At 72.3% G+C, this 15,772-nt stretch carries 13 protein-coding genes and 1 pseudogene; 7 read left to right on the forward strand and 7 right to left on the reverse strand.

Annotated elements, in window-relative coordinates; translation table 11 throughout:
* Together ACYVE9_RS05095 and ACYVE9_RS05100 are read left to right on the forward strand one after the other, a co-directional pair.
* Positions 1-744: aspartate/glutamate racemase family protein (locus tag ACYVE9_RS05095; protein WP_461026494.1), on the forward strand; the 744-nt coding region annotated here is incomplete at its 5' end.
* On the forward strand, positions 744-1,895 hold the full coding sequence (locus tag ACYVE9_RS05100) for an acyl-CoA dehydrogenase family protein (protein ID WP_461026505.1): 1,152 nt from the start codon (positions 744-746) through the stop codon (positions 1,893-1,895). The genes ACYVE9_RS05095 and ACYVE9_RS05100, both read left to right, overlap by 1 nt.
* Positions 1,896-1,962: 67 nt before the next feature.
* Here the strand turns inward: ACYVE9_RS05100 and ACYVE9_RS05105 are convergent, their stop codons facing one another.
* Positions 1,963-2,550: a hypothetical protein gene (locus ACYVE9_RS05105; protein ID WP_461026495.1), complete on the reverse strand. Its 588-nt coding sequence runs from the start codon at positions 2,548-2,550 to the stop codon at positions 1,963-1,965.
* A 119-nt stretch (positions 2,551-2,669) separates the two neighbouring features.
* Positions 2,670-3,188, reverse strand: coding sequence for a GNAT family N-acetyltransferase (locus tag ACYVE9_RS05110; RefSeq protein WP_461026496.1), 519 nt, complete (start codon positions 3,186-3,188; stop codon positions 2,670-2,672).
* A gap of 317 nt (positions 3,189-3,505) precedes the next feature.
* On the opposite strand from ACYVE9_RS05110, the gene ACYVE9_RS05115 reads away from it, so the two are divergent.
* On the forward strand, positions 3,506-3,958 hold the full coding sequence (locus tag ACYVE9_RS05115) for an RICIN domain-containing protein (protein WP_461026506.1): 453 nt from the start codon (positions 3,506-3,508) through the stop codon (positions 3,956-3,958).
* 91 nt (positions 3,959-4,049) lie between these two features.
* Here the strand turns inward: ACYVE9_RS05115 and ACYVE9_RS05120 are convergent, their stop codons facing one another.
* Entirely contained in the window at positions 4,050-6,287 is a 2,238-nt protein-coding gene (locus ACYVE9_RS05120) for an OmpL47-type beta-barrel domain-containing protein (protein ID WP_461026497.1), read from the reverse strand.
* Complete coding sequence (locus ACYVE9_RS05125) at positions 6,284-8,803, reverse strand: ThuA domain-containing protein (protein ID WP_461026498.1); 2,520 nt, start codon at positions 8,801-8,803, stop codon at positions 6,284-6,286. Before ACYVE9_RS05125 ends, ACYVE9_RS05120 begins: the two co-directional genes overlap by 4 nt.
* A 231-nt stretch (positions 8,804-9,034) precedes the next feature.
* Between ACYVE9_RS05125 and ACYVE9_RS05130 the strand changes: the two genes are divergently transcribed.
* Together ACYVE9_RS05130 and ACYVE9_RS05135 are read left to right on the forward strand one after the other, a co-directional pair.
* Complete coding sequence (locus ACYVE9_RS05130) at positions 9,035-10,114, forward strand: multicopper oxidase domain-containing protein (RefSeq protein WP_461026499.1); 1,080 nt, start codon at positions 9,035-9,037, stop codon at positions 10,112-10,114.
* Positions 10,115-10,186: 72 nt separating this feature from the next.
* Positions 10,187-10,843, forward strand: a complete 657-nt coding sequence (locus ACYVE9_RS05135) for a hypothetical protein (RefSeq protein ID WP_461026500.1) — start codon at positions 10,187-10,189, stop codon at positions 10,841-10,843.
* Positions 10,844-11,021: 178 nt separating this feature from the next.
* On the opposite strand, the gene ACYVE9_RS05140 is transcribed toward ACYVE9_RS05135, so the two are convergent.
* Positions 11,022-11,552, reverse strand: a complete 531-nt coding sequence (locus ACYVE9_RS05140) for a TerD family protein (RefSeq protein ID WP_461026501.1) — start codon at positions 11,550-11,552, stop codon at positions 11,022-11,024.
* Positions 11,553-12,475: 923 nt separating this feature from the next.
* Between ACYVE9_RS05140 and ACYVE9_RS05145 the strand changes: the two genes are divergently transcribed.
* Positions 12,476-13,345 carry an AraC family transcriptional regulator gene (locus ACYVE9_RS05145; RefSeq protein ID WP_461026502.1) on the forward strand — a complete coding sequence of 290 codons (870 nt, stop codon included), beginning with the start codon at positions 12,476-12,478 and terminating at the stop codon, positions 13,343-13,345.
* Positions 13,346-13,556: 211 nt separating this feature from the next.
* On the opposite strand, the gene ACYVE9_RS05150 is transcribed toward ACYVE9_RS05145, so the two are convergent.
* Entirely contained in the window at positions 13,557-14,267 is a 711-nt protein-coding gene (locus ACYVE9_RS05150) for an ABC transporter ATP-binding protein (RefSeq protein WP_461026503.1), read from the reverse strand.
* Positions 14,264-15,352 (reverse strand): ABC transporter permease, encoded by a 1,089-nt coding sequence (locus ACYVE9_RS05155; RefSeq protein ID WP_461026504.1) that lies wholly within the window; start codon positions 15,350-15,352, stop codon positions 14,264-14,266. Before ACYVE9_RS05155 ends, ACYVE9_RS05150 begins: the two co-directional genes overlap by 4 nt.
* Positions 15,353-15,512: 160 nt before the next feature.
* Between ACYVE9_RS05155 and ACYVE9_RS05160 the strand changes: the two are divergent.
* Positions 15,513-15,772, forward strand: a pseudogene (locus tag ACYVE9_RS05160) (sensor histidine kinase); the annotation flags it as partial.

A 15,772-nucleotide genomic window follows, 5' to 3' on the forward strand; every position in this document is an offset into this window, starting at 1 on the left:
GGCCGCCCCCTGTCACTCGGTGTGCTCGGCGGCATGGGGCCGGCCGCGACGGCGGAGTTCCTGCGGCTCCTGGCGGCCCGCGCCCCGGCCGCCACCGACCAGGAGCACCCCAGGATCCTGCTGCTCTCCGAGCCGTCGATACCCGACCGGACGGAGGCCCTGCTCAGCGGTGACGACGCTCCCCTGCCCCTGCTCCACGACGGCCTGCTGACCCTGGCCGGCTGGGGCGCCGAGGTCCTGGCCGTCCCCTGCAACACGGCCCACGTGTGGCTGGACCGGATACGCGCGGAGTTGCCCGTCCCCCTGGTGCACATCGTCGAGGCGACCCTGCGTGCGACCGGTGCGGCCAGCCCGGGCGGCGCCTGGCTCGCGGCCACCACCGGAACCGTGGCCAGCGGCATCTACCAGCGCTGCGCGCGGGCCAACGGCTACCGGCTGGCCCTACCGGACGCCACGCTGCAACAACGCATCCACGCGGCGGCGACGCTGGTGAAGGCGAACCGCGTACCGGAGGCCGCGGACGCCTTCCGTTCCGCCGTGCTCGAACTGCGCCGACGCGAAAGCATCCCGGTCGTCACGGCCTGCACCGAACTGCCGATCGCCTACGCGGCGGCCGGACTGCCACCGGGCAACGAGGTGTCCAGTGTGGCGGCGCTGGCGACCGCCTGCACGGAAGCCCTGTACCGGCCCGGTGGGCCGGCCGGATGTGTGGCCGCCACCGGTTCCCTGGAAGGAGCCCCATGATCGACCTCCGGCTGACGGACGAGCAGGAAATGCTGCGGAAGACGGTCCGGGCCTTCGCCCGGGACGAGGTGGCACCCGTCGTCGGTGAGCTCTACGAGCGGGGTGACTTCCCCTACCGGCTCGTCGCCACCCTGGGCCGGATGGGCCTGTTCGGGCTCGTCTTCGACGAGGAGCACGGTGGCGCGGGAGGCGACTTCCTGAGCCTGTGCCTGGCGCTGGAGGAACTGGCGCGGGTCGACTCCTCGGTCGCCGTGGCGCTCTCCGCCGGCGTCTCCCTCGGCGCCCTGCCCATCCACCGGTTCGGTTCACCGGAGCAGAAGCGCCGCTGGCTGCCGCCCCTGTGCGCGGGCGAAGCACTCGCGGCACTCGGGCTGACCGAGCCGAGCGGGGGCACCGACGCCGGGGCGCTCCGCACCACCGCCGTCCTCCACGGCGACACCTGGGTGCTGAACGGCGAGAAGTGCTTCATCACCAACGCGGGCACCGACATCACCAGTCTGGTGACGGTCACCGCCGTCACGGGCACCCTGCCGGACGGTGGCAGGGAGATCTCCACGATCGTGGTGCCCTCCGGCACACCCGGTTTCACGGTGGCGCCGCCCTACTCCAAGGTGGGGTGGTGCGCGTCCGACACCCGCGCGCTGTCCTTCGCCGACTGCCGGGTGCCCGCGGGAAACCTGCTCGGCACCCGCGGCCTCGGCCTCGCCCAGTCGATGTCCGTGCTCGACGAGAGCCGCATCGCGATCGCCGCCGTGGGGACGGGGCTCGCGCAGGGCTGTGTCGACGAGTGCGTGCGCTACGCCCGGCAGCGGGAGACGTTCGGCCGCCCGCTCGCCGGCCACCAGTCGGTGCGGTTCCGGATCGCCGACATGGAGGTGCGCGCCCACACCGCCCGGCTGGCCTGCTACGCCGCCGCGGCGGCGCTGGATCGTGGCGCGGGGTTCTCGAAGGAGGCGGCCATGGCGAAACTGGCGTCCTCGCGGGCCGCCATGGAGAACTCCCGGGAGGCCACCCAGGTGTTCGGCGGCTACGGGCTGATGAACGACTACCCGGTGGCCCGTTTCTACCGGGACGCCAAAGTGCTCGAGGTCGGCGAGGGCACCACCGAGGTGCAGCAGATGGTCATCGCCCACCACCTCGGTCTGGGGTGAGGACGCGCGGGGAGCGGCCGGCGGCGGGCGGGGAGCAACCCGCGGCGGGCGGGCCGCTCCCTCGGGCTCAACCGCCCACGCCGACGTCGTTGTCGGGCGCGCCGTCGCCCTCCGGCGGCAGGTCGCCCCGCTCGGTCGGCACGTGCCCCTCCCCCCACGGGGCGTCCTCGGGTGCGGAACCGCCGGGTCCGGTGTCCGCCGGGGCTTCCGGCAGCAGGGCGTCCAGTTCACCGGCGTCGGCCCGGCGGGCGTTCTCGGCCGCGGTGCGCAGCGTCGCCCGGTCCACGTCCGTCCGGTCGGCGGTCAGCCGCAGCAGGTACCCGTCGCCGGGGCGCTGGTACTCGTGCTGCACCCGCCCGGGCAGGTACCAGTGCTCACCGTCGCGCTCACAGCCCTTCGGCGCGGCGCTCTGCTCCCGCGCGCAGTGCGGCGCTTGCGGACGGTCGCGGTCGACGGCCAGTCGGATGACGGCGCCGCCGGTCCTGGAGACGTAGGCGGCCCCGTAGCCGTCGTCGCCGATCGGGCCGACGGACTGCCCGGCGATCTCGTAACCGGGCACCTCCGTCACGTGGACCAGTTCGTAGGCGACGCCCAACGACTCGGCGCGGTCCCGCAGTTCGGCTCGGCGTTCGGCCGGCTTCTCGGCCGGCGACACGGTCTGCTCCGTGCCGCAGCCGGCGAGTGGCAGGGTCAGGGCCAGCAGTCCAGCGCCGAGCGTGCGACGCGGCGCGGCTCTCCAGGGCGTCCTCGGGTTCTTCGGGCCCGCCGCCGCCCTCACAGGTTCTCGAAGGGCTCGGCGTAGCGGTACTCACCGGTGAGGGAGGGGCGGTAGGCGGTGAGGGTGCGGACCTGGAAGTAGTCGGCCCAGGCCGGGTCGGGCGGGGTGACGCCGTACTCGGTGGACGGGCGGAAGCCGAAGCGGCCGTAGTAGCCGGGGCTGCCCAGCAGCGCCACCAGGGGTTCACCCAGTGCGTCCGCCGCGCCGAGCACGGTGTGCACGAGCGCCTTGCCGACACCGCGGCCCTGGTGCTCTGGATGCACGCTCAACGGTCCCAGTCCCAGGGCGGGTCGGCCGGCGAGACGGCCGTGGGTGCAGACGACGTGGCCGATCGGCCGGCCGCCGTCCGGCTCCAGCGCCACCAGCGACAGCTCCGGCTGCCAGCCGGCGCAGTCGCGCAGCGCGTCCAGCAGGGTGGTCTCCACCGGGCGGGGAACGTCCGGGGTGGCGAAGGCGGCGGTCGTGACGTCGCGCACCGCCGCGTGGTCGGCGGGGGTCTCGGGTCTGATCAGCACCCGCGCAGTCTGGTCGGGGCCCGTTGCCCGGACAACCGGATTTCCGGCCCCGGTGCGCGGCGAAGGCCGGGCCGGCTCTCACCCCGGTCTCGCTGTCGGCGCGGGGATCTACGATGGCGATGCCCGGGAGCGGCCCGGGCGTCCGAGCGGCTGTGCGTGGCGGCTGCGTCGGGTGGACCACCGGCGCGGCTCGCGGACGCACGGGCTCGCGGACAGGCGCGGGTGCGCGGACGCGCCCGTAGCGTGCGTCCGCGAAGGCGGCCGGGTGCGCGGCGGGGTCCGTGCGGAGTGGCCGGACGGTGTGGAACGGGGTGCGGATGTCGGTGGTGGACGGTGTGTACCGGGTACGCAACGTGGGCAGCGGGCTGCTGCTGGAGGTGTACGGGGGACGGACCGGCAGCGGGGTGAACGTGCAGCAGGGCGCCGACGACGGGCGCCCCGGGCAGCTGTGGCGGATCACCGCCGTGCATCCGGGCAGCGCGCTGCACCACCTGGACAACACGGACGGCGGCGCGCGCCTGGACGTCGCCAACGCCGACACCGAGCCGGGGGCGAACGTGCAGCAGTGGCGGGCGAACGGCTTCGGCGCCCAGGAGTGGTTGCTGGAGGAGCACGTCGAGTCGCCCGGCACCTACTGCCTGGTCAGCGGGATCAGCGGGCTGCTGCTGGAGGTCGAGCAGGCTTCCGGGGAGGACGGCGCGAACGTGCGGCAGGGCGAGGACGTGGACAGCCCGTCCCAGTGGTGGCGGCTGGAGCCGGTCCCGGAGTGACGGCCGGCAGGCCGGGCGCCCGGGGAGGGGCGCCCGGCCTGCGGGGCTCGGCGGCGGACAGGGGTCGGGGAAGGCGGTCAGCGGGTCGGCGTCACAGCGACCGGATGCGGATGTCCCGGTAGGAGATGACGTCGGTGGTGCCGTGCACCTGGAGGCCTACGTAGCCGGAGGCGTAGCGCCTGCCGTCGGTGCCGGGATCACCACCGCGGGCGGGGAAGAAGTCCTGGCCGCGGGTGTTGTGGAACTCGTTGATCAGGACCCCGTTCCGGTAGACGGTGTAGCGCTGGCCGACCACCTGGATCTCGTAGTCGTTCCAGGTGCCCTTGGGGGTGACGCCGGCGTTGCCGAGGCCGACCCGGTCGAAGCCGTAGACCGAGCCCGTCTTGTACATGTCGCCGTCCGGGCGGTCGAGGATCTGCACCTCGTGCCCGTACTTGATGGCGACCCATTCAGGTCGGGGCTCCTCGGGGTGGTCGTGGGGTTGCGGGAAGCGTACGAAGGCGCCCGCGTTGGCGTTGCCGGTGCCGGGAGCGTCGTCCCGCCACTGGAACTTCAGCGAGAAGTCGTCGTAGGTGCGCTCGGGGAACCACAGCATGCCCATGCCGGCGGTATCGGTGCTGCTCGTCATGGAGCCGTCGTCGTTGAGGGTGAACTCGCCGCCGCCGACCTGCTGCCACTTCTCGAAGGTGGCCCGGGTGCCGTCGAAGATCTTCCGGTAGCCCTCGTCCTGGCCGGGGGTGCCGATTCCGGAGTCCCGGGCGGCCCGTGCGATCAGGCCGTGCTCCCGGTCGTCGATGACGCCTTCGGACGTCAGCGCGGCGAGTACCGCGTCGACGTGCTTGAGGAACAGCGCGTGCGAGGTCCAGTCCTTCTCGTCCTCGATGCGTTCGTTGATCCGGCACCGGTTCTCGGTGATCCGGTTGGGGACGCCGGTGTCGACCGTGCCCACCCGGACGGTGAGCCGCTCGTCGAACTCCGGGCAGGCGGGCGCGGGCACGCCGCCGCCGCGCACGACGGTGAAGGCGGTCCGCCCGGCGGCCGAGGTGTTGCCGGCCCGGTCGGTGGCGCGGTAGGTGACGGTGTGCCGGCCGACGCGGTCGACGACGACGGGTTCGGTGTAGGTGAGGTACGGGCCGCCGTCCAGCGAGTACTCGACCGTCTCGACGCCCGTTCCGGCGTCGGTCGCCAAGACGGTCACCTCGGCCCGGGCCAGGTAGGAGCCGGCGGCGTCCTCGGTGCCGGTGACCTGGGCCGACACCTCGGGCGGTGTGGTGTCCTCGGCCGGCGGCTCGACGACGGTGAACCCGACCGTCCGCACCGGTGACACATTTCCTGCCCGGTCGGTGGCCCGGTAGCGCACGGTGTGCTCGCCGACCTCGTGGACCATCACCGGCCCGCTGTAGGGCTGCCAGGCGCCGTCGGGTCCGCGCGCGTACTCGACGGTGTTGACGCCGGAGCCGGTGTCGGAGGCCGAGACGGTGACGGTGGCCATGCTCAGGTAGTCGCCGTTGCTGTCCTGCTCACCGCTGACCGTGGCCGAGGTCTCCGGCGGGTCCTGGTCGTCGGTGGGCGGGGCGACGACGGTGAACCCGGCCGTGCCGACCGTCGAGACGTTGCCTGCCCGGTCGGTGGCCCGGTGGCGCAGGGTGTGCTCGCCGACCTGGTCGACCACCACCGGCTCGGTGTAGGGCTGCCACTCGCCGTCCGGTCCGAGGGCGAACTCGACGGTCTCCACTCCCGAGCCCTCGTCGGTGGCGGTGAGGCTGACGGTGGCCTGGCCGACGTAGGCGCCGTCGGCGTTGCGGGTGCCGTCCACCTCGGCGGTGGTCTCCGGGGCGGTGGTGTCCTCGCCGCCGCCCTCGGTGACGACGAGGATGCCCTGCATCCGCCCGTGGCCGGGGATCGTGCAGTAGTAGCGGTAGCGGCCCGGGCTGAGCGTGACCTCCGCGGTGTGCTTGCCGCCGTTGGCGTCGGAGGGGTTGGCCAGGATGTTGAGCGGTACGTCGTTGTTGTACTCGGGGTCGGAGACGTCGAAGGTCAGGGTGTGCGGCATGCCGGTGGTGTTGCCGGTGGCCGCGCTGTTCTCGAAGACGATGGTCGTCTCGCCGGCGACCGCGGTGGTCGGCGCCGAGGTGTAGCGGTTGATGTCGTCGTCGGCCGTCCAGGTGAGGACCTGCGCCGCGGCCTCGGCGTCGCGCTGCCCGGCGTCGGCCGCCGCGGGGACGGAGGTGAGGCCGACGAGCATCAGCAGTGAGCCCAGCACCGCCGTCCACAGCCGGGAGGTGGTGCGCCCGCGCGTCGCGCGCCGGGGCAAGGGTGTGCGTCTCATCCCGACCTCCTGGCCAGGTCCTTGGCGAGCGGGGTGGGCTCGCCGCCGGTGTAGGAGACCCGCCACAGTGCGGAGGCGGAGTCGGAGGTGAAGAAGCCCCGGCCGTAGTCGAGCACGTACAGCACACCGTCCGGACCGAACTTCCAGTCCATGAGGTTGCGGATGCCGCCCGCGCCGACCGGCACGATCTTCTTCAGTGACTCGGCGTGCACGGGCAGGCCGCCCTTGCCGAGCGTGCGCGGGTCGGTGACGACGGCGTGGCGGGGCTGGTCGCCGTCGTAGAAGTCACCGACGAACCACTTGCCGTCCCAGTACCGGGGCCACTTGCCGCCGCCCGCGCGGTTCGCGTCGAAGCGGTAGACGGGCCCGTTCATGGCGGCCTGGCCGCCGCCCTTCAGCCACGGCAGCAGCAGGGTCTGCTCCGCCAGGTCGTAGGAGGGCACGCCGTCGGCGTCGCGCGGGAAGTCGGGGCCGCCGCCCTGCGGCGAGTACCAGATGGTGTTGGCGGTGACGGGCGGCAGGTGGACCAGTCCGTCGTTGTGCGGCGACTCGTTCTTCGGCGCGTCGCAGTCGTACCAGCCCAGAGGGCGGGAGGGGTCGGGCAGGTTGCGGTCCCGGTAGGGCTGCTTGTTGCCCATGCAGAACGGCCAGCCGTGGTTGCCGGCCTCGGTGATCGCGGCGAACGTGTCGTACTTCGCGGGCCCCCAGGTGGGGCTGGGGGACGCTGCGTCGGGGCCGACCCAGCCGACGTGCAGGGTGTCGGTCTTCGGGTCGACGGAGATCCGGGAGGGGTTGCGCACGCCCATCACGTAGATCTCCCCGCGGGTCTTGCCGCCGCCCTCGGCGGTCTCCTCGCCGGTGAAGAGGTTGCCCTCGGGCAGGGTGTAGGTGCCGTCCTGCTCGGGGTGGATGCGCAGGATCTTGCCGTTGAGGTTGTTGGTGTTGCCGGAGGTGCGGCGGGCGTCGGCGAAGGAGACGCCGCGGAAGGTCGGTTCGGGGTTGTTGCCGGAGTACCCGCCGCTGTACTGCGAGGAGTTGGTGTCACCGGTGGCGATGTAGAGGTTCTCCGCCGAGTCCCAGGCCATGCCGCCACCCGCGTGGCAGCAACTGTGGATCTGTACAGGCCACTTGAGCAGGACCTTCTCGGAGGCGAGATCGAGCCTGTTGGTCCGCGGGTTCAGCGTGAACCGGGAGACGCGCCGTTCCCCCATGTGCGTCTCGCGGTTGATCTCCGAGTGCGGTGTCCAGTGCAGGTACATCCAGCCGTTCGTCCGGAAGCGGGGGTCCAGCTCGATACCGAGCAACCCCTCCTCGTTCTTGACCAGTTCGCCGCCACCGCCCTTGTTGCCGAAGACGGTGAGCGCGCCGACCACCGTGCTCTCGCCGGTGTCGGGGTCCCAGACGTGGATCTCCCCCCGGCCCTTGCCGACGTCGGGGTCGTCCCAGTCGGTGACGACCGGCTGCGACGAGTCGGCGCCGCCGCGGCCGATGTGGAAGACGCGGCCGTCGGGCGCGGTGACCAGGCCGTGCGGTTCGCCGATCTGGTCGTTCTGCCCGGGCTGGTTGGGCTCTGTCAGGCGCTCGGCCCGGTAGTGGGAGGTGATCGTGGCCTGGCAGTCGGCGCGGGCCAGGCGGGTCGTCCACAGCAGGGCGCCGCGCAGGTGGTCGCGGAAGTCCGTCTCGGCGTAGCTGTCGGCGGTGCCGCCCATCGCGGTGTAGAAGGACCGGCCGCCGTCGTAGTCGCGGCACCAGGAGACGGGGTGGTCGGCGCCGTTCGCGCCCTGCCCTGGCTGGTAGGTCCGCTCACGTACCCGGGCGACGGTGTGCACGTCGCCGGACGGGTTCTTCTCCCAGTTGAGCCACTTGTCGAGGCGCTTCCACTCCAGTGGCAGGTCGGCGGTGGCGGGGTGGCTGCGGTCGCCGACCTCCACGGTCGCGCGCTGGGCGGTGCTGCCGCTGCCGCTCACCGGGCGGGCGCCGATCAGCCCTTCGAACCACTCGGAGTGGGGTTCGGTGCGGGCCGCGTCGTGGATGCCGAGAATGCCGCCGCCCGCGTTGACGTAGGACTCCAGGCCGGCTTCCTGGTCGGCGTCGAGCACGTCGCCGCCGCCGGTGAGGAACACGACGGCGTTGAAGCGGCCGAGCCGCTCGTCGTCGGTGAACACACCGGCGTCGGCGGTCGCCTCGATCCGGAAGCGCTGCTCGGCCGGGCCGGAGAACCCGATGCGCTCGATCGCCTCGATGCCGGCGTCCACGACGGGGGACTCCTCCCCCGCCGAGGCGTGGAAGACCAGCACCCGCACGTCGTCGCCGCCCGGCGGGGACGGCAGGGACATCGTTGTCGGAGATGCTTCCGGGTAGGGCTCGGCGGTCGCGGTTCCGGTCAGGGTCCCGGTGGTCAGCGCGCCGGAGAGCAGCACGGCCGCCCAGGCGCGACGGGTACGCCCGGCCCGTCGCGGGTCGGTGCTTCGCTTTGGTGCCGGTGGTACGGGCCTTGGATGCGGGGTCAGCCGCATGTGGTCACCCACCCCTCGTTTTTCTGGTCGCCGGTCACAGCAACAGCGCCGACGAAGCTAGACCTCTTTCCCTCACCCGCCAAGAGGTATGGCTGCAATGCGTCGAACTTTGTCCTGAGTGTGGATAAACAGCGGAACGCTCGCTACCGTGTGGGCGGTCCGGGTGCACTCACGACCCGTCAGCCATGCAGGGGCGCAAGTCGATCTCGTTGCGAGCAAGGGGAGTTGGCGATGGGCACAGCGACGGGCGGCCGGACCGGCCGGGCCCTCAACCGGCGGTCCTTCGTCGGCGGCACCGCCGCGGCGGCGGCCGGACTGACCACCATGTCCGCCGCCGCACCGGCGAGTTCGGCGACAGCCGACGTCCGCACCGCGCCGGCCGGCGGTCAGGTCAGGCATCTCACGCTCTACGCGGAGCGGTTGTCCGGCGGCCGGATGGGCTACGGGCTGGAGAAGGGCAAGGCGACCGTGCCCGGGCCGCTGATCGAGATCAACGAGGGCGACACCCTGCACATCGAGTTCGAGAACACCATGGACGTCGACGCCAGCCTCCATGTGCACGGCGTCGACTACGAGATCACCAGCGACGGCACCCGGCAGAGCCGCAGCCACGTCCCCCCGGGCGGCAAGCGGACGTACACCTGGCGCACCCACGCGCCGGGCCGCCGCAAGGACGGCACCTGGCGGCCGGGCAGCGCCGGCTACTGGCACTACCACGACCACGTCGTGGGCACCGACCACGGCACCGGCGGCATCCGCAACGGCCTGTACGGGCCGCTGGTGGTGCGCCGGCAGGGCGACCTGCTGCCGGACCGCACCCACACCGTCGTCTTCAACGACATGACGATCAACAACCGGCCCGCGCACCAGGCCCCCGACCTGCGGGCCACGGTGGGCGAACGGGTCGAGATCGTCATGATCACGCACGGCGAGTACTACCACACGTTCCACATGCACGGACATCGCTGGGCCGACAACCGCACCGGCCTGCTGACCGGTCCGGACGATCCGAGCCGGGTGGTCGACAACAAGATCACCGGTCCCGCCGACTCGTTCGGCTTCCAGGTCATCGCGGGTGAAGGGGTGGGCGCCGGCGCGTGGATGTACCACTGCCACGTGCAGAGCCACTCCGACATGGGCATGGCAGGCATGTTCCTGGTCGCCCGGCCGGACGGCACCGTACCGGGCCACGATCCGCACCCGCACGACGAGTCGGCGGACGCCGACGCCGCCACGGCACCGGCGCCCGCCCCCGACCGGGCACCGCCGCCGGCGCCGACGGGCGGAGACCCGGACCACGCCGCGCACTGAGCGGACGCGGCCCACCCGCCGAACCCCGGAAACCACCCACCCGGCTTGCGCCGTCCGGGGTAGCGTCTCGTCATGCAGCGATCAGCAACGCCCCCGCCGTCACCGGTCACAGCGGACGACGTCACCCTGGCCGCACGCCTCAGCGTGGACGCACTCAGCGGTCTGCACCCGGCCGCCTGGCAGCAGCTCGCGGGCTCACTGGAGTGGGACCGCTGGGAGACGGTGGAGCACCTCAGCGACGCCCTCTTCGCCTACGCCACCCAACTCGGCCCGCGACAGCCCCCGTTGGAGGCCAACCTGCCTTTCGTCCGCGACAGCCGGCGACCCGGCGGACCGCGGACCAGATACCGCACCAACCGGGCCGCCGGGCCGAGCGGACTGCTCCAGGTGCTGGAGACGACCGGCGCCCTGCTGACCGCGATGGTCCGCACCGCCTCACCGCAGGTCCGCGCCTACCACGTCTACGGCGTCTCGGACCCGGAGGGTTTCGCCGCGATGGGCGTGGTCGAGACCCTGGTGCACACCCACGACATCGTGCAGGGCCAGGACGCCGACTGGGCCCCGCCGGCCGACCTCTGCTCCCGGGCGCTGGCCCGGCTGTTCCCGGACGCGCCCGCCGGCCACGACCCGTGGCTCACCCTGCTCTGGGCCACCGGCCGTGCCGAACTCCCCGGCCACGCCCGGCGCAGCACCTGGCGCTGGCACGGCACCCCCAAAGGTCACTCGTGAGCTGTGAAGATCTGCATGCCGCTCCTTCGAGTCGCCTCAGTGCTCGCGTTGGACGGGCTTGGCGAGCGGCTCAGTTCACAGGCGGCCACTTCGGTCTCGCTCCGCACCCGGCTGCGTCGGCGGTCGAGCTGTTCTCAGGGGCGGCGGGCTTTCGGGCCCGCCGCCCCTCATCGCGTTCTCAGCGGACGCTGCCCATGGCGGACGCGAAGGACGCCAGGTCGGTGCCGAAACCGTGGAGCAGCTCGCGGAACGCCCAGGGGCCGCCCGGCTGGTCCCGGGTGAACTCGGCGACCACCGAGGCTGTGGAAGCGGCTACTTCCGCGAAGTCGTGCTCGGCGAGGATCGTGTGCCCCTCGCGGACCCGGACCGAGGCATTCGCGATGTCCCCGAAGAACCTGCCTTCCGGAGGCTGCTGGATGGCCACGCCGACCACCACACGCGTGTACCTCTCGGCAAGCCTCCCCAGCTCCAGGACCATGACCTCGTCGTAGCCGAAACCCTGGCCGTCCGTGCTGTTCCTGTTGAGCGCTATCGTGCCGTCCGGGGAGCGGCTGTCGAAGTGCACGAGGTAGGCGGGGTCGCCGTAGCGGTCCTCGGCGGTGTACGTCGCGGCGACGATGTCCAAGTCGTGGGACGCCGCGCCGAGGGGGCTCGGGTCCCATTTCAGGCCGACCTCGACCTTCTTGAGTCCGTTCCTGATGTTGCTCACTGAACTTCTCCTCACGGTCGGCCGGGTGCCAGTGCGATGGCCGCGTCAAGGCTTTCCACTGGCATCGGCATCATGATCCTCGGCTTGCGTCGGCTGCGGTGATCGTTGTTCTGTGATCTTCCCGGTGCAGCGAGGCCCCGGCCGTGCCGGGGGCCATCACGTTGCTGGTCACCGCGCGTCGGGCCCACCGGACCTGACGGGGCCACCGACCCGTGGACGGCCCTCCACGTCCCCGGGAGGGGTGGCTGTCGGTGGTGGCCGGTCGACGAACTCGTGGGTGCCGCCAGCGGATTCGGTGCGGATCAGTCGAGATGCCGGCCGGCACCGAAGCCTGACGCCCCCGCGGGCCCCTCTCCTGCGGGTTCCGGGACCCGGTCCACGGCCCCGCGGCGGCGGTGGCCCAGGAGGACCCCGGCCATGAGCGTCGCCGTGCGGAGGCCCGTGAGTACCGCACCGATCGTGCGTGCCCGGGCCATGGACGGCGGGCCGACCCGGGCGGCCGGACGGCCGGACCCGCGCAGACCATGCCCGCGACACCGATGACCTGGGCCAGCACGATCGACAGCACGACCACGATCACCGCGCGTCCAGCCCCCTCCTGTTCACGTGCGGTCAACTTCCGCCCTCAGGAGGCGCATTGCCCGGCGGCCCGATCACCTGTGGTCCCCCTGCCCAACCGCGTCGCCGCCCCGGGAGTGGTTCTCCCCCGGACATCCCCGGCCCGAAACCGAGCAGGCCCGGAACTGCACCGAGCCGAGCAGCACAGCCCCGAAGCCGTGCCGTGCGGCGCCGCGTCGCGTCGCCGGGACGAGCGGGCGCCGGGGGGGGCGTCACCGTGCGGGCGACATGACCGGATCGGACCGCGGCGGTCGGGCGCTGCGGGGGCCCCTTCGCGCAGGCTGGACGTCGAAGGAGGCAGCCCCGTGATCCCAGCACTCAACCAGCTTGTTGATCTCGTCGAGCAACACCTCGCCGAGGAGCCCGACGTCGGCGGTCTGGCCGGGGAGTTCGGCACGACCGAGTACCACCTGCGCCGGATGTTCTCGTCGTTGACAGGCATGCCGCTGTCGGAGTACGTGCGCCGGCGCCGCATGTCCGTCGCCGCCGCCGACGTCGTCCGCGGCGAGGACGACCTGCTGAGCATCGCCGTCCGGCACGGATACGGCTCGACCGAGGCGTTCGGACGCGCGTTCCGCGCGGTCCACGGCGCCGGCCCCCGTGACGTGCGCCGCGACGGAGGCCCTCTGCGCACACAACCACGGCTCAGGATCCGCCTGACCGTCGAAGGGAGCACCCCCATGGACACCCGCATCGTCGACAGCCCCGCGTTCCGGCTGGTCGGACACGCGGTCCGCGTTCCGCTCGTCCACCACGGCGTCAACCCGCACATCCAGCAGCACATCGCCGCGCTGCCGCAGGAGGAGCATCTCCGGCTGAAGTCCCTCGGTGACACCGAACCGGCGGGCCTCCTGCAGGTCTGCGACGACCTCGACCCCGACAGCACGGAGGGCAGCGAACTCACCTACCTGCACGGAGTCGCCGTCTCCCGGGACACGCCGGCCCCCGACGACCTCGACGCCATCGAGGTACCGGCCGGCAGGTGGGCGGTCTTCCGCACCAGCGGGCCGCACCCGCAGACCCTTCAGGCGACCTGGGCGGCGACCGCGACCGAGTGGTTCCCCTCCAACCCCTGGCGTCTCCGGCCGGGACCGTCGATCGTCGCGTTCGTCGAGCGCGCGGACGACTTCAGCACGGCCACGTGCGATCTGTGGCTACCTGTCGAACCGGAGTGAGACGGAGGCGGTCACAGAACCGACCCCGGCCACCGGGCGGAGTCCGTTGCACGACCGGCTCCTCGGGCCGGGACACGGGCCGTGACCGCCTACCGCTCTCACAGGGCCCACCCGCCGCAGCTGTGCGCTCCAGCCCTCTCCCACACGGGTGACGTCCTCGCAGGGGCACCGCCGTTTCGGCTGGTGCCGGAAGCGTTGCCGGCACCGTCTCCTACCCCGCTGCCGCTTGGCGGTGGGCCCCGCGAACCGGTTGCGGAGGGGTGAGGCGTCCGTCGTGGACTTCGGCGATCCGGTCGACGGCGGTGAGGCAGGCACGGTCGTGGGTGACCAGGACGGTGGCGGTGGCCTGCTGGTGGGTGAGGCGGGCGATCAGGGTGATGACGGCAGCACCACGTTCGTGGTCCAAGGCGCTTGTGGGTTCGTCGACCAGCAGGACCGCGGGGTCGTTCATCAGAGCGCGGGCGATGTTCACACGCTGACGCTGACCGCCGGAGAGCTGGTGGGGGCGCCGGTGTGCAAGATCGGCGAGTCCGACGGCGGCCAGAAGCTCCATGGCCCGACTGCGTGCCTTCTTCGGTGAGCGGCCGTCGAGGTGGGCCATGGCCTGGAGCTGTTCGGCAGCGGTGAGGGAGGGCAGCAGATGAGGCTGCTGGAAGACTATGCCGATCTTGTGGCGGCGCAACTCGGTGAGTTCTCCGCGGGTCATGCCGGCGGTGGGGGTGCCGTCGACCGTGACGGCCCCGTGATCGGGGGTGATGAGCGCGGCGGCGACCGCGAGAAGGCTGGACTTGCCGGAGCCGGAGGGGCCGACCACCGCGGTCGTGCTACCTCCGGGCACCTCCAGGGTGACGTGGTCCAGGGCGGTCAGGCGGCTCTCCCCGTCGGGGTAGGTGAGCGTGATCTCGGTCAGGCTGAGGCTCATCGGGCACTCCCCAGTGCGGTCAGCGGATCCACGGAGGTGATGCGGCGGACGGACAGGGCGGCCCCGAGCCCGCCGAGCGCGATCATCACGGCAGCCGGCACGAGCACGGTGGCGGGAGTGAGGACGAACGGCACCTCGCCGCCTGCGATGAGTGCGCCGAGACCGGCGGCAAGACCGGTACCGACCAGTGCGCCGCTTGCCAGCAGGACGACCGCCTGACCGAGTGCGTCCTTGAGCAGGCCGGCGGTGGAGGCACCCAGCGCCTTCAGCACGGCGACGTCGGCGCTCCGCTGGAGGGTCCACACGCTGAAGAACGCACCGATGACAAGAGCGGAGATCGCGAACAGGAAGCCGCGCATGAGTTGCAGGGAGCCGTTTTCGGAGCTGTAGGAGCCGATCGCGGACAGCGAGTCGCCCTTGGTGACCGTCCTGGTGCCCGCGGCCCGGTCGGCGGCCTCGACGTCGGCGTCGGATGTCGTCTCCAGAGCGATCACGGTGGCGGTCGGTCCCGCGCTCCCGCCGGCGGTGGGAGCTGCTCTCCGCCAAGTGGTGAGGCTGGTCCAGATCACGGGAGTGTGGCTGAAGAAGGCGTCACCACTCACCGCGGCGACGGACAGCACCTGCCCGGCCAGTGTGACGGTGTCACCCACCGCGACCCCGAGGTCGTCGGCGGCGGTGGACGAGAGAACCACCGTACGGTCGTCGATCCGTGCGCCGGCGGGAGCGAGCGTGGAACCGGCCCGGACGCCGAAGGCGGAGACCCCGATGCTCCGGCTCCCGGCGTCGGCCTCCGTGGTGGTGATGCCCAGTGGTTCGGCGCTGCTCACCCCGGGCGTGCGGGCCCACCGCCGCCACTGCTTCTCGGTGACGGCGGAGAGGGAGTACGACAGGTCCTGGCCCTCCTGGGGCGCGTCGAACGCGATCCGGTGTACGGGCAGGCCGGTGATCGCGGAGGTGTTCTGCCGCCCCAGTCCGGCGGTCAGTCCGGAAAGCAGCCCCACAAGCAGAGTGATCAGCACGATGACGGTCCCCATCAGGGCGAAGCGGCCCTTGGCGAACTTCAGGTCTCTCCAGGCGACGAACACGGCTTCCTTCCACACTGAGGTCGGTAGGTCTTCACCGTCGCTCGCGGCCCCTGTAGGGGCATCTGGCTCAGGGCAGCACTTGGCGCGTCACGAGACGGCGCGCCGGTTGTAACTTTTGACGGAGGCCGCGCGGGGGCCGACTCCCTAGGCTGGAAGGACTGTGAACGCTCCCGCCCCCACTACGATCCCCACCACCCGGGCCCTGGCCTGGTGCCTGCACCTGCTCGTCGGCGGTCTGCTCGTTCTCGCCGCGGGGCGGGCAGTGGCCGCTGACGGCACGCACGCCGAACGGGTCGTCGCCGCCGCCGTGCTGTGCGGCCTGCTGTACGCGATGGGCCCGATGCTGCCCCGGGTGCGCCGCTCGCGGCGCGCCGCCGCGCTGTGGCTGTCCGCGGTGGGCGCCGCCTGGCTGGTCCTGCT

The sequence above is a fragment of the Streptomyces sparsus genome (assembly GCF_054776295.1).